Source organism: Costertonia aggregata (assembly GCF_013402795.1).
In the GTDB taxonomy this organism is placed as follows: domain Bacteria; phylum Bacteroidota; class Bacteroidia; order Flavobacteriales; family Flavobacteriaceae; genus Costertonia; species Costertonia aggregata.
On sequence record NZ_CP058595.1, the window covers coordinates 2,915,036 to 2,935,682 of the forward strand.

Here is a 20,647-nt window from a genome sequence, read left to right on the forward strand (position 1 = left end):
TAAAACTTAAAATATGGGATTAGCAGAAAGAAGAATAGCCAAAGCGTTTCAAGAAAACGAATATCAAGATTTTTTAAAGGAGTTTAAAAATGTTGTCGGCAAGGATATTGAAGTTAAGGTAGATTGGAACTCGATTTCAAAAGACGGTATGAGCCATTTATACGAACAATGTTGGCCTCAAGTATATTTTCAGCCCTTGGTAAAGGCTCTAGAAAGTATTTGTTCGGATGAAATGGGCAAGGAAGCGATTCATGAGAGTTTGCAAAAAATCGTTATCAAGGATGAAATCCATACGGCTACACCCAGTAAATGGTCATCATTTGAAAATGGTGTTTTGACCCTAGATCATATGCCCACCACTAATATTGATAATATGGATGACCGTGCCAAGGCTGTGCAAATGCTTTTGGAAAATAATTTATAGCGAAATTGTATCAACCCATTGTGCATTTTGATGAAACTCTGTCAATTCGAGTGAATTTTATGATTAAGAATTTTAATCAAATTGTTCTCGATACGATTTTTCGTTCCTCAAAATCACGCTAACGAACATACTTGCACAGAATCGTTTTAAAAATGGGCATCGGGTTATATAAATGAAAAAAGCCATGGTTATTTAACCGTGGCTTTTTCCTTTTTGGTGCTGAAGAGGTCTTTCACATCTACCTGATTTTTAATCAGGTCGTCAAAAGTTTCGCGTTCCCTTATCAGTATCGCTTTTCCATTATGCCAAAGCACCTCGGGTGGCCTAAACCTTGAGTTGTAATTGCTCGCCATGGTAAAACAATAGGCGCCTGCGTTTTTAAAACAAAGAATATCCCCTTCGGAGATTTCATTTATTCTACGATTGTTGCCAAATGTGTCCGTTTCACAAATATATCCCACAACGGAGTAGTACCTTTCTCTTCCCTTGGGATTCGAGATATTGCTAATTTGGTGGGTCGAGCCATAAAGCATAGGACGTATGAGATGGTTAAAACCCGAATCAACACTGGCGAAAACGGTAGAGGTTGTTTGTTTTACGACATTTACCTTTGCCAAAAAGTAGCCCGCTTCACTTACTAAAAACTTTCCGGGCTCAAAGGCGAGGGTCAATTCTTTACCGTATACTTTGCAAAATTCATTAAATCTAGTAGTCAACTTCTCGCCCAACTCCTCAACATTGGTTTCGATATCCCCTTCCTTGTAAGGTACTTTGAAGCCACTACCAAAATCGATAAAGTCCAGGTTTTTGAAGTTTTTGGCGGTCTCGAACAATATTTCGGATGCGTAAAGAAAAACATCAATATCCAGAATATCACTGCCCGTATGCATATGAATGCCATTGATGTTCATTTTGGTGAGCTCCACGATGCGAAGCAGATGTGGAATTTGGTGTATGCTAATACCAAATTTTGAATCAATATGCCCTACGGAAATATTTGAATTTCCACCTGCCATTACGTGCGGGTTTATCCGTATACATACGGGAATATCGGGATGCTTGCTTCCAAACTGTTCCAAAACCGATAGGTTGTCAATATTGATACGAACCCCTAGCTTTGCGGCCTCTTCTATTTCTTCCAACGAAACGCCGTTTGGCGTAAAAATGATGGATTCTGGCTTAAAGCCGGCCATTAAACCCAGTTGTACCTCTTGTATGGATACGGTGTCCAAACCACTTCCCAAATTGTTCATTAAACGTAACACGGTAATGTTTGAAAGTGCTTTCGCCGCATAATTAAGCTGTAATTTTTTGACTCCTTTAAAGGCGTTGGTCAATCTATTGAATTGGGATATGATTTTCTCGGAATCATACACGTACACAGGGTCTCCGTAGGTTTGCGCTATTTTGAGTAAATCTGATGGTTTCATTAAAATCAATTTTAAACAAATCTATCGTTATTAGGGCATTTACACAAAAAAAGTAATCATGTAATTAAAAATAAAACATTTTGTTGCAAATGCAACAGCTGTTTTTTAGTTTGATGTGTTCTGATGTAGTTGTATTTTTAGGGAAAATTATTGTGTTATGAAAATTCCTTTATTTCCACTTCAGTCGGTTTTCTTTCCGGGCGAAACGGTTCCCTTGCATATTTTCGAGGAACGATATAAAACATTGATCGATGATTGTAGACGTGAAGCCATTACGTTTGGTATCCCAGTTTACATTAATGAGCGACTGGAGTATGGTACCGAGGTACAGTTGGTCGAAGTTGTAAATACGTACGAAGGCGGTGCTATGGATGTGGTCTGTGTTGCCCGCCAGGTCTTTAAGGTCATTACTTTTGAGAACGAAATGGACGATAAGTTGTACGCAGGGGGCATCGTCAAGTTTTTGGAGGGCGTTAATGAAAGTTCATTGGAAGAAAAGAAAAGTGTTCTGGAAAAGATAGAAGAGCTGTATATGCTTATGGGTGTGCCTTTTACACCGATTGCTTTGGACAAGTTCAACAGCTATATTCTTGCCCATAAAATGGGCTTGTCTTTTGAGCAAGAATATGCATTGCTACAAATGAGCAAAGAGAGTGAGCGACTTTCCTTTATAAAAAAGCATTTAATAGTCACCATTAATGTGTTGAACGAGGTAAATCGCACAAAAAAAATGATTGAATTGAACGGTCATTTCAAGAACTTTGATCCTTTGGACTTCAAGGACTTTAAAGTATAGGCCAAGTTTAGTGTGGATAGCGTTGTATGTCTACCATTACATAGGTCATTTTTCAATTTTAATTATGAATCCTTAACCCGGTTTGCTATTTTTGCAACCAACTAATAAGAGACCCTAATTTATGAATCTTCACGAATATCAAGGAAAACAAATTTTAGAAAGTTTTGGTGTGCGAATCCAACGTGGTATAGTTGCCCATAACGCCAAAGAGGCAGTTGATGCTGCAAAGCAACTTACCCAAGAGACCGGTACGGGTTGGCACGTGATAAAAGCACAAGTGCATGCGGGTGGCCGTGGCAAAGGCGGCGGTGTCAAGTTGGCCAAAAACTTGAAAGAAGTTGAGGAAATAGCAGGGAATATCATCGGGATGAACCTGATTACCCCACAGACCTCCGCAGAGGGTAAAAAAGTACACCAGGTATTAGTGGCCGAAGATGTATACTATCCCGGCGATAGCGAGACCAATGAATTTTATATGTCGGTTTTGTTGAATCGTGGTACTGGTCGCAACATGATTATGTATTCTACCGAAGGTGGAATGGATATCGAGGAAGTTGCCGAAAAGACTCCGCATTTGATATTTACCGAAGAAATAGATCCGGCTACCGGGCTTTTGGGATTTCAAGCACGAAAAATAGCTTTTAACCTTGGGTTGTCAGGAACAGCTTTCAAGGAAATGACAAAATTTGTCTCTGCATTGTACAAAGCATATGTTGAGAGCGATTCTAGCATGTTTGAAATAAACCCGGTTTTAAAAACATCGGACGATAAGATAATGGCCGTTGATGCCAAAGTTTCTATAGATGACAATGCCTTGTTCCGTAGAAAGCAATACGCTGAAATGCGGGATTTGAGGGAAGAAAACCCAATTGAAGTAGAAGCAGGCGCCCTGGGTTTAAATTATGTAGATTTGGATGGTAATGTTGGCTGTTTGGTTAATGGTGCAGGTTTGGCCATGGCTACAATGGATTTGATTAAAATGGCTGGTGGGGATCCGGCAAACTTCTTGGACGTAGGAGGTACAGCCGATGCAAAACGGGTCGAGGAAGCCTTTCGTATTATTTTAAAGGATGAAGGTGTTAAAGCCATATTGGTAAATATATTTGGAGGTATTGTACGTTGCGATCGTGTCGCCAACGGTATTGTTGAAGCGTATAAGAACATGGGTGACGCTATAAAAGTTCCTATCATAGTCAGGTTGCAAGGCACCAATGCTGAAATAGCAAAAGAAATTATCGATAATTCTGGTTTGGCCGTTCATTCTGCGGTACAGTTTCAAGAGGCAGCCGATAAAGTAAAAGAGGTTTTGGGTTAGGAAAAAGTTTACTCCTATTATATATAATCAAAAAGGGTGGCGTTTAAAACGCCACCCTTTTTGATTCACCCAAGACTTCTTTAACGGTATCAAAAATTAGTTTCAATACAAAAGACATTGTTTTAGGCTGATTTGATAGGGTTGCCAAATCTTAAGTTTTAATTCTGACCGGAACCCGGTTTTTTCTTGTTCTTGTATTTTACGTTCGTAATATCCGTATTCATTTTTTTTCGTTGCTGGGCCTTAAAAACCGTTTTTTGTTTTTTGCTGATGTTTGAATCTGTTGTTCTTGGCAGGGCATCTCCCGGTTTTTTTGGATTTTCTTTTGTTCCTCTTAGGTGAATTACGAGACCGTTCAGAAAATTTCGAAGTATCTGGTCTCCACATTCCATGTATTTTGGATGGTCTTCTTTTCTGAAAAATGCACCGAGTTCACTTGTGGATATCTTAAAATCGACCAGCTTTAAAATTTCTACAATATCATCGTCCCTTAACATTAAGGCTACACGTAATTTTTTAAAAATATCATTATTGGTCATGTTCTAAAATTTTTCTGCAAGGTATTACAAATTCTTGTTCTATGGTCAAGGTTGATATAGTTATGCTTTGACAACTATATTCTGCTGGTGTTATAGAAAAAATGACAAATAGTCATTTTTTTATCATATAGATATGACATAAAGTCTTATTTTTTCTATTGGAACAGCTTTTGCCATATGTAAAGCAAATAAAAGTTTAACAATAATATTAGTATTATGAGTATAGTAAAAAGAAATAATTTGATGTTTCCTTCTTTGATGAATGAAATATTCAGCCCAGATTGGTTTGGTGGAACCGAGAATTTGAACAGAACCTCTCCTGCCGTAAATATTAAGGAGAACGAAAAAGAATTTGAGTTGGAAATGGCAATCCCTGGAGGAAAGAAAGAAGACTTTAATATTGAGGTGGACAATGATTTGTTGACGGTTTCTTCGGAAAATAAATCCGAGAATAAAGTATCAGAAGAGAACTATACCCGAAGAGAATTTAGTTACACTTCTTTTAAAAGGTCGTTTACCTTGCCTGAAACTATTGATGTGGACAAAATTGATGCTACTTATGATGATGGTGTGTTAAGGTTTGTCTTGCCAAAAAAGGAAGAAGCATTACCAAAACCCAAAAGAATGATAGAACTGTCCTAAAACTTGGGCATTAAAAAATTATGAACAGCTCGTTCATGAGTTTTCATAATGGTTGGTTTGTTTAGTTGGTTAGTTGAAAAGCATCCTGATTGTTCAGGGTGCTTTTTTATTTGGGGATGGGCTCGTCTAAAATGGCAAGACAGGTAATTATGCCCTCAAGAAAATTTCCCAAGCGAATATTCTCATTGGGGCTGTGTATGTTGTTATCCGGATTGGGAATGCGTATTGATACTGCAGGAACATTTAATGTGTTGATAAAAGGGGCCATGGGTTGAGAGCCTCCGGTAGTTCGCATGTTAACGATATTGTTGCCAAAAACCTTATGTAATGCCTTATTCAAAAAATTACCGATGGGCGAATCCATAGGGGTTCGAAAAGGTTTTGAGCCGATTTTATAGGTGAAAGACGCCAGTTTGGGATAAATGGCCCTTTCTTTATCCGAGGGAATGGAGTCTACTAAATGATATCCATTTTCTTTGATGTAGGTTTTTAGGAGTTCCATAAGTCTTCTCCCATCGGATTCGGGTACTAGACGCATATCAATTTCCGTAAGTACTTCGGAGGGGATTATGGTTCTAACTTTGTCCCCGACCCAACCAGATCGTAACCCTCTTATGTTCAATGAAGGATATTGCAGGGATTCCTGATAATTTACCCCTACTTGGTCTTGTACAGCAATACCAAGTCGTTTTCGTATACTGTCCAAATTTTCCGGGACTTTTTGAAGTAGTGCCTTTTCTTTTTTTGTAATGGTTATTCCGTCATAAAAACCGGGAATGGTCACTCTTCCCGTATCGTCTTTTAGTCCGGAGATAAGTTTTGCGGCCTGGAATACGGGATTTGGGGCAAAATTACCATACTGTCCACTATGCAAAGGGTAATGGGCGCCAAAAACCTTTAGTTTGGCGGTGGCTATTCCCCTTGCGCCGTAGGTAAGCGTAGGTAGGTTGGATAGGTGTCTTGTGCCGTCCATAACAAAAAGCATATCGGCGGCGAATAGATCGCTTTGCGATGCAACTGTAGCGGGTAAATGGGGAGAGCCCATTTCCTCCTGAAAATCCATAATGACTTTAATGTTATAAAGTGGCTTTGTATTTGCGGCATCCAAAATTTCAAGTGCGGTTATAAATGCCATTGCCGGGCCTTTGGAATCAGAGGCGGAACGTGCAAAAATTCACCAATCGGGATCAAATTCGGTTTGTAATCTATCAAAATCGATAATCTCCCAAGTGCTGTTTTTGTTCGCTTTCAAAACGGGGACAAATGGATTTGCCTGATTCCATTTTGAGGTGTCAACGGGTTGTCCGTCAATTTGAAGATAAAAGAGAACGGTCTTTTTTTTAGCGCTGATTTTTTTCTCCGCAAAAAGTAAGGGCGCTCCTTTGGTCTTTAGGATTTTGGTGTCAAATTTTAATTTTGAAAAAACGGAATCACACCATTTTAAATTATTTTTAACTTGGATAGGGTAGTGGCCATCGTTTGGTATTTTAAGAAAATCATTGAAGTTCTCTAAAGCTTCAGGAAGTTTTTCTTTGGCTAAAATTTTAATTTTTGAGGCTGATAAAGATTGCGAATTTCCTATGTGGATAAATGAAGTGAAGAGTGCAAAAAATAAAAATGATTTTAGCATAAAATTCAATGTTTTTTCAATTTTAGACTAATCTAAAAATAAATGTAAAAAATTGTTTTCCAAGGTATAAATGCATTTTACTTAAACTGATACTGTGTATTTGTATTTTTTTGGGAAAACAATTATACCATCTGTCCTAAATATAGTTTTTTTATACATTCAATCTTGTTTTTGAAGTACTTTTATTTCATCACGTAACTTAGCGGCCTGCATAAAATCCAACTCCTTAGCAGCTTTCTCCATAGCCTTCCTTTTTTCACGGATCATTTTTTCGATTTGATCTTTGGTCATGTATTCCAACTCAGGTTCTGCAGCACGTAATTCTTCCTTTTCAAAGTGATATGTAGATACGGAGTTTTTGGACAAGACGTTGTCCAAACTCTTGTTCAAGGCCGTCGGCGTGATATTGTTTACTGTATTGTAAGTAATTTGTTTTTCTCTACGATAATTGGTTTCATCAATGGTTTTTTGCATACTGTCCGTTATTTTATCGGCATACATGATTGCTTTGCCGTTCAGATGTCTGGCTGCCCTTCCCACGGTTTGCGTCAATGATCTGTTGCTTCTTAAAAAACCTTCTTTATCGGCATCTATTATGGCGACCAATGACACCTCGGGTAGATCTAATCCTTCCCTTAATAAATTTACACCTATCAAAACATCAAAAATACCTTTTCTAAGGTCCTGCATAATTTCTACCCGTTCCAAGGTATCCACATCGCTATGTATGTAGCGACACCTAATATTGATTCGTGTCAAGTATTTTGCCAATTCTTCCGCCATTCTTTTGGTCAAGGTCGTCACCAAGGTCCGTTCATCTTTTTCGACCCTTTGCTGAATTTCTTCGACCAGATCGTCAATTTGATTGAGACTGGGTCTGACCTCGATAATGGGGTCCAACAGACCTGTTGGGCGAATAACCTGCTCCACATATACGCCTTGGCTCAATTCCAGTTCATAATCAGCCGGTGTGGCACTCACATACAGTACCTGATTTTGTAAAGCTTCAAATTCCTCAAACTTTAAAGGCCTATTGTCCATGGCTGCTGGTAACCTAAAACCGTATTCTACCAGATTCTCTTTGCGCGATCTATCGCCGCCATACATGGCATGTACTTGGGGAATGGTAACATGGCTTTCATCGATTACCATTAAATAATCGTTGGGAAAGTAGTCCAATAAACAAAAGGGCCGTGTTCCGGGTTCTCGCCCGTCCAGATATCTTGAATAATTCTCGATACCGGAACAATACCCAAGCTCACGTATCATTTCGAGGTCAAAATTGGTACGTTCTTCAAGTCTTTTAGCTTCTAACGGTTTTCCTATTTCTTTAAAATAATCTATCTGATGAACCAAGTCATCCTGAATTTGATGAATGGCGTTTTGGAGTACATCGGGTGAGGTAACGAACATATTCGCCGGATATATGTTCAGGTTCTCATAAACCTCCAAGACCGTATTGTTGAACGGGTCAAAAGCTTCTATTTCCTCTATCTCATCGCCAGAAAAATGAATCCTAAACGCATGGTCTGCATAGCTTGGAAAAACATCTACGACATCTCCCTTTACCCTAAAGTTCCCGTTCCTAAAATCTACCGTAGTCCTTGAATACAGGCTCTGTACCAATTGATGTAGAAATTTGGTTCGTGAAATAATCTGGTCTTTTTGTATGTGTATCACATTTTTTTGAAATTCTACGGGGTTCCCGATACCGTATAAACAAGAAACTGATGCAATGACCAAAACATCCCTTCTTCCAGAAAGCAGGGAAGAGGTAGCGCTTAAACGTAGCTTTTCAATATCCTCATTGATGGAGAGATCTTTTTCGATATACGTGCCACTTGTGGGAATATATGCTTCGGGTTGATAGTAATCATAGTAGGAAACGAAATATTCAACCGCATTTTCAGGAAAAAATTGTTTGAACTCCGAATATAACTGCGCCGCAAGTGTTTTGTTATGCGCCAAGACCAAAGTAGGTTTTTGCACACTTTCCACAACATTGGCCACGGTAAAAGTTTTCCCTGAGCCTGTGACTCCCAGTAAGGTTTGATACCTTTCGTTGGCATTTATACCATCGACCAATTGTTTTATGGCTTGGGGCTGATCGCCAGTTGGTTTAAACTCGGAAACTACTTTAAACTTCATGCAATAAAGTTACGAAAGTAGGCTGTTATGAAATTGTCGTATTGTATTTTTTTTGATTGTTCTAAATACAAAAAAAAGGCTTTATATGATGTATACATATAAAACCTTTTACCTATATAAAATCGTAATACTTATTTTTTTGAATCTTGTTCCTCGGCCCATTTTTTGGCTCGTGCCGATCTTTTGGCAGACCCAGGATGGGATGATGTAAGGGAACCTTTACCGCCATCTTCGCTTAAGTCGGCCAATTTTTGAAATGCACCTGCCATGGCGTGATAATTGTACCCTTTTTCTACCAAAAACTTAAAACCATATTCATCAGACGCAGATTCATTGGATTGTGAAAACTGGGCATTTGCAACGGTTTCCACAAAGTTCCCGATTTCCTCATCGGCCAATACTTTTCCGGCACCGGTATTGGCCACTGCCAAATCTTTCGCTGCAGAAATACTGTAAGCGGATTGGTACCTTTTTTTGGAATGTCCCAATTTCACATGCCCGATTTCATGGCCGATCACACTTAGTATTTCGTCGTCGGTCATCAAATCCATTAGTCCGGCCATAACCCGTACGCTCCCATCGGGAGTGGCAAAGGCGTTAACGTCTACGACACGGTACACTTTAAAGTTTAGGTCAAGGCCATCTTCGTTTTCCAGTCCTTCAACAAGTTTTGACAATCGGTCCGCATAAGGATCCCCTGCTTCGGCGACAGGATTGTTTTCATCCATCCATTGAACGGATTGTAGGGATAATACTGCCATATCCTCATCGGACAGCGTAGCTGCTTTGACCAATTTTTTACCGGCATCTATATTGCCTTTTTTAGCCAGTTTTCCAAATTGGGCCTGTGTATTAATGGCCAAGGAAAAAAACAAGAATAATAGTAGTGATTGTTTCATGATGGAGAGTGTTTGTGATTAAAACATTTATTTTTATGTACGATTCTGAAACAAAAATAGATGTTAGCCACTTTATTCCAATACCCTGTATACAGTGAATTTTATCTCTATCGTTTAAGCGTGAAATGCCCACTTATCTCCTTATTGTTTTCGTCTATGGCCAAAAACCAGTAATCCGATGCAGGCATTGGCCTGCCATTGAATGTACCGTCCCAACCTTGGGACTGTTCATCAATTTCTTTCAGCAAAGTGCCATACCTGTCAAATATTCGTATGGTAGATATGATAACATCCGGATTGGTGGGGGGCGGTATAAATTGCCACAGATCATTGTTGGTATCGCCATTGGGAGTGAAAAATTTTGGAAAACCTTCAACTGTCAAGTCAGGTTCAAAAGTTTCTTGGTCTATACCACATCCATTTTTATCCCTCGCATAAACAGTTAGGGAACCCAAGGTTACATTATTGAATACGTTACTATCCTGATAAGGCCCGTTTATGTCATTCAAAGAAAATTCGTAATTGCCTTCGCCGCTCACCTGAACCGTTATTGTAGGGATATTGTTTTGATTTGAAAAATTTAAGGCCGTTATCGTTGGGGATTCTGATGCCACTACACTGAACTCTTTACTGGTAGGACATTCTATGGTGTTACCGAACTGTGATACGGTATTGAAAACTTCGTACCTATAATTTCCTTGTTCTGTGAATGATACCTCCCGATTGCTTGAAATTAAGGTTTCGGAACCATCGGTATTTATTCTAAACCAGCGATATCCTTCGGCATCATCGGGAGAATTGTATATTGTTGGGCTTTCGTCAAGACATATGCCGATTGCATCGGGCAGAACAGTTTCGGGATTCAATATGACCAAATCGCCTGATACGACGTCAAAAAAGGGACCGCATCCCAATAGCGTGGAAAAAGACTCTTGACCACAACCAATAGCTTCCCCAGCATCATTAAAGGGTATAATGCGTATAAAAAAAGTTCGATTTGGATCAAAGTCCAAAACAAAGGTCGAATTGGTAGAAAAAATTACATTGTCCAATATATCACCATTTACAGGAGATGTACCAATAGTGACCCTGTACCCTGTAGCTCCGGGAATATCGGTCCATTCCAAGAGTGGAGTGAGAGGCACATTTGTGGCACCATTTATTGGGCTGATCATAGTAGCGCAATTCGGTAAAGCAGCTGCTATACCCGTGATAAAAGTTTCTTCAATGCAAATATTTGGAGGATTGTTATCGTTGTAGGGGACAATCGTCACGTAAATTGGTGTTGATGGTGGTAAATCTGATGGTGGATTGTAGAAAAGTGAATTTCCTACATCTAAATTGTTTGCAATTTCGGTTCCTCCCGGAGAGGTTCCTACATTTATTCTATACCCCGTTGCAGATATAGCATAGTCCCAAGAAATGTTGGTAGCTACATTTACACCAATTGCTCCATTAACCGGATTATTGATTCTGGTACATGGCGGGGGTATGGTAATATCCTCGGTCCTAAAAGAACCTATATTGCAGGTGACATCAGGTATGCTGTTAAAAAAATCCAATATCACCGTCACATACAACAATGTATTATCAGGGAGTCCTAAAGGAGGCGTAAAGGTAGCAACATTACCTACTGAAACCCCGTTTGTTACATCGGTTCCTCCAGGAGATGTTCCGATAGAGATCCTGTAATTTGGTACACCTGTAACCGCATCCCAAGAAATGGCTGTTGTCACCGGAACATTCGTTGCGCCATTGAGAGGGTCAACTAGACTTGGACAGGATTGTCCAAAGGCCATAAAGCCAGAGAATAATAAAATTATGTACGGTAACCTCTTTAACATTTTCCGATTCAAAAGCAAATGAATATAGAAAATGAATTTTCTTCCTCCAACTCATTTAACGTTTTAAGGTAAAGCCACCATAAAATACATTATTATTTTCAGGGATGGCTTTTATTAGACCAGCAGTGGTATTCAGTCTTCCCGTTACTATGGCTTTGAAACAATACCGTTGGAGCCAAACAACAATTTGTTCAATATTTGCCTAACACTATATGCAAATCAAGATACTATAAATCCCGTTTTTTTAACAGTGCATACGATGAATAGATGAAAATTGCCGTCCAAGCTAAAACAATAAGGATTTCATACCAATGTACATGGTAGTTCAATTCAATTTTCTCCCCTACCTGGTCGGCGACGGTTTGAACAGCCTCCAACCTAGTGATAGGTTCTTTTATGAGGTTGAACATAGATTGTAGCGGAAAGAAACCCATGACGGTTTCTGTCATGGGGCCGTCAAAAAGCTTCCAACGTACCAAACCAGTAATAATTCCCTCTATAATTTGCCAAAGTACTAAAAAACCTAAGGCGAAAGCAGAACGTTTTACAAGAATGCCCAGAAACAGGCAAAACGAAAAGAACCCCATAAGCTTAACAAAAAAGGCTATTATAAACTCCAGGTCGGAAAAAATTATGGATAGTTCATCAAAATCAGAATATACTAGCCCAAGGATTAGGGAGACGACAAAAACAAATACTGTTGAGATGAAAGCAAATGACACGACGGTCAAGAATTTTGACAGTATAAATTCCTTTTTGGAGAGGCCGTCAATCAAATTCTGTTTTATGGTTTTATTACTGTATTCATTGGCCATCATAGACACGATGACAATGGCCAAAAACAACTTGAAAAAAGCGGTGACAAAGGTGTTGAAATGCCATATATACGGAAAATTGAATATCCCGATTTCGGCCAAATGGAATTTAATAGGACCTATATCAAACTTAATCGCTGCAATAAGTGCAATCGATGTTAGCAGTACAAAGTAGGATATGACCAACACTTTGCTGGATCTATTGTTCCATAGTTTAATGAATTCTATCTGTAATAAACGTATCATCTAGGTGGTGTTTGGCTATTTAATTGGATTGATTTTTTGTTAAGGTCAAGAACTGTTCTTCTAAGCTTTCCTTGCGTTTTACCAAGTGCGATAAAACGATTCCTTGCTCAAAAAGTGTTTTATTGAATGATTTGGCGTCCATTTCCTCTTTCAGGAAAGCTGTAATCAAATCATTTTCTTGTTTTATCTCGCCGAATATAGGATTATCGTTTAAAAAAGAAATCAATTTTTCACTCTCATCGCTCTTCAATTCAAAAAAACCATGGCTGGCAAGCATACCGTCCACAGTGCCGGAATATAATTTTTCTCCCTTTCGAAGGATAACCACGTGACTACATACTTTTTCTACCTCATCCAGTAAGTGGGATGCCAACAAAATGGTCGTGCCCTGCGAAGCTATTTTTTTTATGATTTCACGTATTTGGTGTATTCCCTGCGGGTCCAGGCCGTTGGTGGGCTCATCAAGTATCAATATTTCCGGATCGTTCAATAATGCAGATGCTATCGCCAACCGTTGCTTCATACCCAATGAATAGGTCTTGAACTTACTGTTTTTGCGGTCTAAAAGCCCTACCAGTTCTAGCTTTTCTTCTACTTTGTTATGGTCCACCTCTTTAATCTTACAGACCAATCTCAGGTTTTGTACGGCTGTCATGTATGGGTAAAAGTTAGGCCGCTCGATAATGGCACCTACTTTTTTTAAGGCTTCGTGCGTTGAGGTATTGCCATCAAACCAACTGAATTCCCCTTTCGTTCTGTTTACCACGTTGAGTACGATTCCCAGTGTAGTGGATTTTCCACTGCCATTGGGTCCTAGAATGCCATATACGTTTCCTTTTTCAATGGTAAAGGAAAGGTCTTTGACAGCGGTCAGGTGACCAAATTTTTTGGTAAGGTTATTGACTGATAGTATCTTTTCCAAAATCGATATTGTTTTTAGTTGGATTATAGTAACTTGACGATGAAATCTAATAATTGTTACAAATTAGCGAGAATATGTCCGAAGAACGATTGATGTCCAAGAAAAAACCGGCCTATCCCGTAATCAAAAGATTGGACGATTATCTGGAACGTTATAACCGTAAAATCGAAATCCCCATTTTTTATGAGGATTTATTGCGTTTTTCAGGTTCGGTAACCGTGTATGACACCAATGATAAGGATACACTTTGGATACGGGTGTATTATTCGGAGTTTGATAGAAAAGAGATTGACGATAGCCTCAAAAGGGTATATTCCATACTACATTCCGATGGTAGTAATAATATACACCAATATTTGAACGTAGATGCCGTTGATTTCTGCACCTTTGGAAATTCAAAACCGTTTCGTATAAAAATACGAAACATACTCAATGACAATTTTACATACTTCTACATAAAAAAGACCGATGCCTCACGAATTTACGGCTTGGAACTGGAACATATGTTGTCGCCCTACAACCTGAATTTCTTGGTTTACAAAGATACTTTGATAGAGGAACATATTGCCGGTATCCCTGGGGACGAGTTTATCAAGACGATGTTGCCCAAGTGTTCCGAACCTGAAAAAGCCCAGTTGGCCAAGGAATTCGTTAAGTTCAACGAGCGTTGTATGATAAGGCTTTTGGGCGATATGCGTTCTTATAATTATGTAATTGTGCCCGTACACGATTTTGACCATGTGGTCTATAGAATACGTGCCATAGACTTTGACCAACAATGTTTTGAAGGAAAATTAAAGGTCTACCGCCCCCAGTTCTTCAAGGAAAATTTTCAAATGGTAGAGCTGGTTCGCAAAAAACTCTTGACAGATTCGGTAGATCAATATAAATTGGAAGAACGTTCTATTGTGGCCAAACGCATCTTGAGCTCAGGAAACCGTATCAAGAAATTACGTTCTATTTGTAAAGCCGATCGTATTTCTACCCCAGAAAATACTGCCATGTTACGAGAGCATATATATGAGCTTACGTTAGACCTTAATTTTAAAAAATGTAAGACCATGGGACAGGTGTTGGACCTGGCGTTGAATTTTGTGCGCCGTAATTACGAAGATGTAAGTATGAAGCAGATAATTGAGCAAAATATAAAAGCCCCTTAATCTAAAAGGGGAAATCGCTTTATACTTGTATAAGAATATGAATAAAGGCATGTGGACCAAAATGCTGGTCCTTAACTCTTTTGCTCCTTATTAAAATAAACTAGATAATAGTACATCTGCCGTTCCTCGTCCCACCCTTTTTCCACAAATTTTTCAGCGGATTCTGGGTTGATGAAATCCATTTTTATCTGGATGTTGGTATCTAGATTGATGACGTTCTTTATTTTTTTTCTCGCATCGGATACGGCCTTATTCGCAATATCAAAAGTAGAAACGTCTTCGATACTGTACTTAGGCCCTTTTTCGACTTTGTAGTGTTTGAATTCGGGAATGAGCTCTGGGTTTTCGATCACCTCGTTCAAAAAATCGGTTTCCTCAAAAGCATCGTTCTTGGCAAAGTGGTTTACGGCACGGTTCATAAACAGTACCTCTTGTTGTTTGTCCTCGGCAGGTAAAACCACGTCTTTTGCAAAATTCTGACAGAATTTTAAGTAGTTTTTGGTCTTAAAATTGTCATCAGAAAGCACATCTACGCCCAAGAAATTTTCTAACCAGTATTTGGTGTCATACCGATTACTATCCACTGAAAGTACTTTGTAGCCCTCTTCTTTGTTTACGTTGAAAATAAGACAACCCTTGTCCAATTTATTTATATTGATACCTTGTTGAATCACAATATCCAGATTGCCGCCTTTTTCTTCAAATTGAAGAAAATCATGCTTTAGCTCGCTTTTAAAAATACCTACGGCATCAACTTTTACATTATCCAATAAGACATCCGATAAATAGGCCACATATACCTCTCCGCTTTTTATATGGGGATGGTTGGACTGTTCATATAAGTATGTCGCTAATTTTTTAGAATTTGCATGGGTGCTCGAAGGCTCTGAAAAAATCTCGGATACAATCTTGTAAACTTCGTTAAATTCAACATCGACCTCGTTGGAGAGATGATAGTAATTTTCCTCTTTTTCTCGAAAGGGCCTAAAAAAATATTCTTTTAACAATCCTGTTGTCTCATCATTAAGAACATGGGGTTCGGCGGATAAAAAAATGGCTTCACTTTTATTTTTGTTTCCTATGCGATGCAATGATATGCTCTCAATTTGGGTAGGGTATAGGTTTATCATGGGTTAGGCAGTCTTTAAAAATTAATAATGTCACGTAAAATAATGTACTGGTTCAAAATTACTGTTAAACGTAAAGTAAAGGGGTATTGCATGGAGCGTTAAAAATTAAATTTTACGCTGCATACTGAAAATCAGTTCCAGTTTTCATCAAAATCCAAATCTTCATAGTTGTCGAGCGTATCATCAAAATCTATCGTGGTATTCGGATCGGATTCAAATTTCTTTTCCGGCGGCGAGTCGGGTAGCTCCCCAAAACTAAAAATGACATTGGGATAGGCGCGACCATCTTCTTTTTGGGTGATATCGGCCAATTCAACAAAAAAGGTCCACATGCTCAAAAAGTCATATATGTAAATGAGTTTGGGATTGTTTTTGGTCAAGATGTCCTCTAAGAACGTTTCGTTCATCAAGCGAACGTTCGAACCGTCTTCGCTCATGTCAAAAAGCGCAATCTCCTCATCTTGGTTCCACCTTTCGTCACAGGTATAAAAAGAGGCCATCTCATTGCCCATAAACCCGAAGGCTTGTGTTATCGCGTTATGAAAATCCTCTAAAGTATTGTTTGCCTCAATTTCAATGTCACGAAAGATATCTTCCTCAGCATCAAAGATTATCCTAATCTTATAAATCATCATCATTTTTTTTGTAGGTGGCAAAGTTACGAAGTTTTGGGACTTCTTTTCGTCTTTAACGCTTCTAAAAAGATATAGAATTGTACACCAAATAAAATGGCGGCCAACACCAGGTGCAAAGGTTGGCTGGTGAAAGGGAAATCCAAATAATACATGGCCATACCCGAGAAAACCTCTATCAATACTATAAAGAGTACCCAATATATTTTTGTGTGCCCTAGCTTTAGCTTAAAAATACGGTACGCAAGATAGGCATTGGCCAATACCACTAAAATTGAAAATGACCGGTGTATATAAAATTGTATCGATGGACTCTCCAACCAAAGGCTTTTGGACTGTTCCCCAACCATATCTATTTGATGGTCTACGAACTGCCTTACCTGTGTGCCTAAAACTATTTGTACCAAAGTCAACAGTAGCACTATTGTAGCGGTTACAAGTGTACCTCTATCAAATAAAATACGTTTGTCTTCTTGGTTCACCAAAAATATGATATACAATAACATTGCCACTATGACCAAGGCCATGATCATGTGTAATGTAATTTTTACGGGTTCCAAAACAGAATATACTACCGTGGCACCTAGCCAAGCCTGAAACCCCATTCCCAAAACGACCAGCCAAGATAAAATCGTGACGGACTTTTTGATTTTCCAATATTTGATGGATACCAAAGCTAAAATCAAAGTTGCCAAACCGGCCAGGGCTCCCAATAACCTATTGATATATTCTATCCAGGTGTGCCAAGGATTAAAAATCGCATAGTCATGTTTTGTGTACGCTTCCCAATTCTCTTTGCTATAGGTTGATGAGGTCCTAAAATCCTTTTTGGCAATCTGAAGCGTCTCATGCCGTATGATTACCTGACCCTTTTTGTATTCTTTTTCCGCTTGCCACTCCAGCTCCGTTGCCTCGGTAGGTGGTATATAATACCCGAAGCATTTCGGCCAATCGGGACAACCCATACCACTGCCCGTCATACGTACCACGGCACCTGCCACGATGACCAAATAAACCAATATCAAAGCCGTTTTGGCTATTTTCCTAAAATGTTTCTGCATATCAAAAGGATTACAAAATTAAGGTACAGAAACTAGAATTCATATGTTTTCAAACAAAAAGGGAAAGCATTGCTTTCCCTTTTTGTTACTATGCTGAAAGGTATCTTATTCTACCACTATGAATTCCGATCGGCGATTGAGTTCATGTTCCGCTTTGGAACATTTTACGCCATTGCCACAATCGTTCACTAGCTTGCTTTCCCCATAGCCCTGCCCCGTGATTCTGGAGCTGTTTATACCTTTGGATATTAGGTAGGCGACCGTAGATTTTGCCCGCTTGTCAGATAGGGACAAATTATAACTGTCCCTGCCGCGACTATCGGTATGTGAGCCTATTGCGATCTTGACCTCGGGATATGTATTCATATACTCCAAAACCTTGTTCAGTTCTATTTTGGCATCCTCTCTAATAACTGCCTTGTTGAGGTCAAAATAGATAGGTTTAAGGTTCAATACCTTGGTGAGGTCGGTGCCTACCGCCGCTGCTTTTCTTATGGGTTTGAGCAATACGGTTACTTCCGGTGTCTCGGATGTCGCAAGTTCAAATGGGGTTTCCCCATCCTCATAATCTTCTTTAACGGCCAAAACTTTGTACTTGCCTTTTTCACAACCTCCATCCATCGTAAACGTACCATCGGCTTCTGAAACAGTTTCAGCTATGGTCGCTCCGTTAGAATTTGTCATCCATAATTTTGTTCCAGGCAACGGGTTTCCTGTTTTTTCATCCTTAACTATGCCCTGTATTGCTGTATTACAGGTTAATTGCAAAGGCTGGGTCTCCAAAAAACCATAAATGTCATCACTTCCCATACCGCCTTCCCGGTTCGATGCAAAAAAACCTTTACCTGTATTTTCATCAATAATGAAAGAAAAATCATCTTGCTCACTGTTTACAGGCTCGCCCACGTTTGCCACATAGGCACTTTCCAAATCTTCAACCTTAGTTGCAAATACATCAAGCCCGCCAAGACCCGGGTGTCCATCTGATGAAAAATAGAGTACGTTCGTTTGGGTTACAAAAGGAAAATTCTCCCTAGCTTCGGTATTTATCTTATCGCCCAAATTCACAGGTTTGCCATAGGTGCCATCATTGTTGATTTTGACCATAAAAATATCCGAGGCCCCCAGTGTGCCTGGCATATCGGATGCGAAATATAGTTTTGTGCCATCGGGACTTAAAGCGGGATGCGCTATGGAATAATCGTCACTGTTGAAGGGTAATTCAGTGATATCGGTCCACTCGTCATCTCGCAATACGGCACGGTATAGCTTTAATCTGCTTATACCTTCTGCATCCCTCTCAAAACCACCATTTTCCGAATTATTTCTTGTAAAAAATACTATGTCGCCATCTTTTGAGAAAGTTGTGGACGATTCATGGGTCTTGGTATTCAGTTTTTTTGAAAATCTTTGTGGATGCATAACTCCCGAACTGTCTGATATATCGGCACTATAAAGGTTCAAGAAAGATTTCTCGTTCCATTGGTGTATGTTTTTGGATGTGATACCGGTATCGCGGGCAGTTGAAAAAACCAATAGATTTTTATAAAAAGATGGTGCGAAATCTGATACTTTTGAATTGATTTTTAGATTTTCAATGGTATACCTCCCGGAGGATTCCTTTATCTTTTTTAAATAATCCATGTTCTCGTTAAACTTGGTTACCCGATAATCATTGGCCTTGGCATCCTCGAACTTTTGCATCCAATCGTCCGATTCATCATATTTTTCCAATGATTTAAGGGATTGTGCATATCTGTATAGATATTCGGGCTCAACGGTTGCTCCGTCATGGTTTATCAGTTTTTCATACCATTGGGAAGCTGCATCGTACTTTGCGTTATTATAATTGGCATTGCCCAGGTTTTTATATATTTCTTCTGATGTATATCCTTTTTGGACCAAATCCTCATAGGACGATATGGCATCCATAAACGCATAGTCTTCGAACTTATCCTCGGCTTTTTGTTCTTTTCTGTCTTGTCCAAAGCTTATGAAACTTACAGTAAAGACTATTGCGAACAGTATATTTTGAGTTGTATTTTTCATTTTAATCTATTTTTAAAAGAATCTTGGGGTCAATACTTTTTTATACCGGGTAAAGAACTCATACCTTAGAAAAACCTCAAAAGAACCATCGTTAAACGAGGTGCTGCCCAAATCGGTAATCTCACGGTCGTAGGCCAGCCCCAACATAAACTGGTCAGTGATCTGAAATCCAAATAAGGCACTGGCAGCGGCATCCCATCTGTATGCGGCACCTAACGAGAATTTGTCGTTCAACAAAAAACTGGCCGATAGGTCAACTTGTAAAGGCGCACCTTTTACGGCCTTTAGGAGGCCGGCGGGCTTAAATTTTAAATTTGGATTAAGTTCAAAAACGTATCCGGATATTAGATACCAATTCATACGTTCTTCGGCCAAAAAGGTATTGCTCTCACCGGATCCGTCAAAATGTTCGGTATTTAAAAAGTTAGGTACTGATAGGCCGGCATAAAATCTATCGGTATGATAATATATACCTGCACCAAAATTGGGTGAGAACTGTTTGTCTACATTATCGAATCCCGCAGGCACCAATTCTTCCCTAAAGTTCTGAAGTTGGTTAAAATCGATATTCAAAAAGTGTCCACCAGCTTTAAGCCCAAAAGATAGTTTGCCAAATTCCGAAGTTGGAACAGTATAAGAGAATACGGCATCAAAATAGGTATCTTGATTGGTGCCATTCCCTATTTCATCATTAACTATTGATAAACCAATGCCCACTCTCTCCGATACCGGGGTATTAAAGTTTATGGTCTGCGTTGTTGGTGCGCCATCCAAGCCCACCCATTGCGATCTGTGTAGGGCCGCAATACTAAAGACTCCCCTAGAACCGGCATATGCCGGATTTACGGCAAGTGTATTGTACATATACTGTGTATACTGTGCATCTTGTTGAGCGCTCAAGGTGCTGGTTACGGCTAAAACTATTATGATTATTATATTATATTTTTTCATTTTTTTTCTTTTAA

Annotated in this window: 19 protein-coding genes; 5 read left to right on the forward strand and 14 right to left on the reverse strand. The window is 39.2% G+C overall.

Annotated features, from left to right (window positions below; all coding sequences use genetic code 11):
• Positions 1–13: 13 nt before the first annotated feature.
• Complete coding sequence (locus HYG79_RS13420; RefSeq protein WP_179242583.1) at positions 14–424, forward strand: hypothetical protein; 411 nt, start codon at positions 14–16, stop codon at positions 422–424.
• Positions 425–612: 188 nt separating this feature from the next.
• Here the strand turns inward: HYG79_RS13420 and lysA are convergent, their stop codons facing one another.
• Entirely contained in the window at positions 613–1,854 is a 1,242-nt protein-coding gene (gene lysA, locus HYG79_RS13425; RefSeq protein WP_179242584.1) for a diaminopimelate decarboxylase, read from the reverse strand.
• A 157-nt stretch (positions 1,855–2,011) separates the two neighbouring features.
• On the opposite strand from lysA, the gene HYG79_RS13430 reads away from it, so the two are divergent.
• Entirely contained in the window at positions 2,012–2,650 is a 639-nt protein-coding gene (locus HYG79_RS13430; RefSeq protein ID WP_179242585.1) for an LON peptidase substrate-binding domain-containing protein, read from the forward strand.
• A 121-nt stretch (positions 2,651–2,771) separates the two neighbouring features.
• Entirely contained in the window at positions 2,772–3,965 is a 1,194-nt protein-coding gene (sucC, locus tag HYG79_RS13435; RefSeq protein ID WP_179242586.1) for an ADP-forming succinate--CoA ligase subunit beta, read from the forward strand.
• Positions 3,966–4,123: 158 nt separating this feature from the next.
• Here the strand turns inward: sucC and HYG79_RS13440 are convergent, their stop codons facing one another.
• Entirely contained in the window at positions 4,124–4,504 is a 381-nt protein-coding gene (locus tag HYG79_RS13440; RefSeq protein ID WP_179242587.1) for a DUF1456 family protein, read from the reverse strand.
• Positions 4,505–4,720: 216 nt separating this feature from the next.
• Here HYG79_RS13440 and HYG79_RS13445 point away from each other — a divergent pair, with 216 nt between their 5' ends.
• Positions 4,721–5,146 carry an Hsp20/alpha crystallin family protein gene (locus tag HYG79_RS13445; protein WP_179242588.1) on the forward strand — a complete coding sequence of 142 codons (426 nt, stop codon included), beginning with the start codon at positions 4,721–4,723 and terminating at the stop codon, positions 5,144–5,146.
• A 106-nt stretch (positions 5,147–5,252) separates the two neighbouring features.
• Here HYG79_RS13445 and HYG79_RS13450 read toward each other — a convergent pair whose 3' ends face one another.
• From HYG79_RS13450 to HYG79_RS13480, 7 genes are all read right to left on the reverse strand, one after another.
• Positions 5,253–6,320: a M20/M25/M40 family metallo-hydrolase gene (locus HYG79_RS13450; RefSeq protein WP_228027992.1), complete on the reverse strand. Its 1,068-nt coding sequence runs from the start codon at positions 6,318–6,320 to the stop codon at positions 5,253–5,255.
• The gene (locus tag HYG79_RS13455) at positions 6,321–6,776 is read right to left on the reverse strand and encodes a zinc-binding metallopeptidase family protein (protein ID WP_179242590.1); all 456 of its coding nucleotides are present in this window, start codon (positions 6,774–6,776) and stop codon (positions 6,321–6,323) included.
• A 159-nt stretch (positions 6,777–6,935) separates the two neighbouring features.
• Positions 6,936–8,924: an excinuclease ABC subunit UvrB gene (gene uvrB / locus HYG79_RS13460; RefSeq protein WP_179242591.1), complete on the reverse strand. Its 1,989-nt coding sequence runs from the start codon at positions 8,922–8,924 to the stop codon at positions 6,936–6,938.
• 131 nt (positions 8,925–9,055) lie between these two features.
• Positions 9,056–9,823 carry a M48 family metallopeptidase gene (locus tag HYG79_RS13465; protein WP_179242592.1) on the reverse strand — a complete coding sequence of 256 codons (768 nt, stop codon included), beginning with the start codon at positions 9,821–9,823 and terminating at the stop codon, positions 9,056–9,058.
• 107 nt (positions 9,824–9,930) lie between these two features.
• Positions 9,931–11,667 (reverse strand): T9SS type B sorting domain-containing protein, encoded by a 1,737-nt coding sequence (locus HYG79_RS13470; RefSeq protein ID WP_179242593.1) that lies wholly within the window; start codon positions 11,665–11,667, stop codon positions 9,931–9,933.
• 227 nt (positions 11,668–11,894) lie between these two features.
• The gene (locus HYG79_RS13475) at positions 11,895–12,728 is read right to left on the reverse strand and encodes an ABC transporter permease (protein WP_179242594.1); all 834 of its coding nucleotides are present in this window, start codon (positions 12,726–12,728) and stop codon (positions 11,895–11,897) included.
• 19 nt (positions 12,729–12,747) lie between these two features.
• A complete protein-coding gene (locus tag HYG79_RS13480; protein ID WP_179242595.1) occupies positions 12,748–13,650 on the reverse strand; it encodes an ABC transporter ATP-binding protein in 903 nt (300 codons plus the stop codon).
• Between the two features lie 74 nt (positions 13,651–13,724).
• On the opposite strand from HYG79_RS13480, the gene HYG79_RS13485 reads away from it, so the two are divergent.
• The gene (locus HYG79_RS13485; protein ID WP_179242596.1) at positions 13,725–14,810 is read left to right on the forward strand and encodes a hypothetical protein; all 1,086 of its coding nucleotides are present in this window, start codon (positions 13,725–13,727) and stop codon (positions 14,808–14,810) included.
• 71 nt (positions 14,811–14,881) lie between these two features.
• Here HYG79_RS13485 and HYG79_RS13490 read toward each other — a convergent pair whose 3' ends face one another.
• The 5 genes from HYG79_RS13490 to HYG79_RS13510 form a co-directional block, all read right to left on the reverse strand.
• The gene (locus tag HYG79_RS13490) at positions 14,882–15,940 is read right to left on the reverse strand and encodes a nucleoid-associated protein (protein ID WP_179242597.1); all 1,059 of its coding nucleotides are present in this window, start codon (positions 15,938–15,940) and stop codon (positions 14,882–14,884) included.
• Positions 15,941–16,071: 131 nt separating this feature from the next.
• Entirely contained in the window at positions 16,072–16,572 is a 501-nt protein-coding gene (locus HYG79_RS13495) for an IS1096 element passenger TnpR family protein (protein WP_179242598.1), read from the reverse strand.
• 26 nt (positions 16,573–16,598) lie between these two features.
• Positions 16,599–17,633: a COX15/CtaA family protein gene (locus HYG79_RS13500; RefSeq protein ID WP_179242599.1), complete on the reverse strand. Its 1,035-nt coding sequence runs from the start codon at positions 17,631–17,633 to the stop codon at positions 16,599–16,601.
• Positions 17,634–17,738: 105 nt separating this feature from the next.
• Positions 17,739–19,682 (reverse strand): OmpA family protein, encoded by a 1,944-nt coding sequence (locus tag HYG79_RS18230; RefSeq protein ID WP_179242600.1) that lies wholly within the window; start codon positions 19,680–19,682, stop codon positions 17,739–17,741.
• Between the two features lie 12 nt (positions 19,683–19,694).
• Positions 19,695–20,633, reverse strand: coding sequence for a PorP/SprF family type IX secretion system membrane protein (locus HYG79_RS13510; RefSeq protein WP_179242601.1), 939 nt, complete (start codon positions 20,631–20,633; stop codon positions 19,695–19,697).
• Positions 20,634–20,647: the final 14 nt, after the last annotated feature.

Coding starts and splice junctions, on each gene's coding strand:
- HYG79_RS13420 (WP_179242583.1), top strand. CDS start 14: ATGGGATTAGCAGAAAGAAGAATAGCCAAAGCGTTTCAAGAAAACGAA.
- lysA (WP_179242584.1), bottom strand. CDS start 1,854: ATGAAACCATCAGATTTACTCAAAATAGCGCAAACCTACGGAGACCCT.
- HYG79_RS13430 (WP_179242585.1), top strand. CDS start 2,012: ATGAAAATTCCTTTATTTCCACTTCAGTCGGTTTTCTTTCCGGGCGAA.
- sucC (WP_179242586.1), top strand. CDS start 2,772: ATGAATCTTCACGAATATCAAGGAAAACAAATTTTAGAAAGTTTTGGT.
- HYG79_RS13440 (WP_179242587.1), bottom strand. CDS start 4,504: ATGACCAATAATGATATTTTTAAAAAATTACGTGTAGCCTTAATGTTA.
- HYG79_RS13445 (WP_179242588.1), top strand. CDS start 4,721: ATGAGTATAGTAAAAAGAAATAATTTGATGTTTCCTTCTTTGATGAAT.
- HYG79_RS13455 (WP_179242590.1), bottom strand. CDS start 6,776: ATGCTAAAATCATTTTTATTTTTTGCACTCTTCACTTCATTTATCCAC.
- uvrB (WP_179242591.1), bottom strand. CDS start 8,924: ATGAAGTTTAAAGTAGTTTCCGAGTTTAAACCAACTGGCGATCAGCCC.
- HYG79_RS13465 (WP_179242592.1), bottom strand. CDS start 9,823: ATGAAACAATCACTACTATTATTCTTGTTTTTTTCCTTGGCCATTAAT.
- HYG79_RS13470 (WP_179242593.1), bottom strand. CDS start 11,667: ATGTTAAAGAGGTTACCGTACATAATTTTATTATTCTCTGGCTTTATG.
- HYG79_RS13475 (WP_179242594.1), bottom strand. CDS start 12,728: ATGATACGTTTATTACAGATAGAATTCATTAAACTATGGAACAATAGA.
- HYG79_RS13485 (WP_179242596.1), top strand. CDS start 13,725: ATGTCCGAAGAACGATTGATGTCCAAGAAAAAACCGGCCTATCCCGTA.
- HYG79_RS13490 (WP_179242597.1), bottom strand. CDS start 15,940: ATGATAAACCTATACCCTACCCAAATTGAGAGCATATCATTGCATCGC.
- HYG79_RS13495 (WP_179242598.1), bottom strand. CDS start 16,572: ATGATTTATAAGATTAGGATAATCTTTGATGCTGAGGAAGATATCTTT.
- HYG79_RS13500 (WP_179242599.1), bottom strand. CDS start 17,633: ATGCAGAAACATTTTAGGAAAATAGCCAAAACGGCTTTGATATTGGTT.
- HYG79_RS18230 (WP_179242600.1), bottom strand. CDS start 19,682: ATGAAAAATACAACTCAAAATATACTGTTCGCAATAGTCTTTACTGTA.
- HYG79_RS13510 (WP_179242601.1), bottom strand. CDS start 20,633: ATGAAAAAATATAATATAATAATCATAATAGTTTTAGCCGTAACCAGC.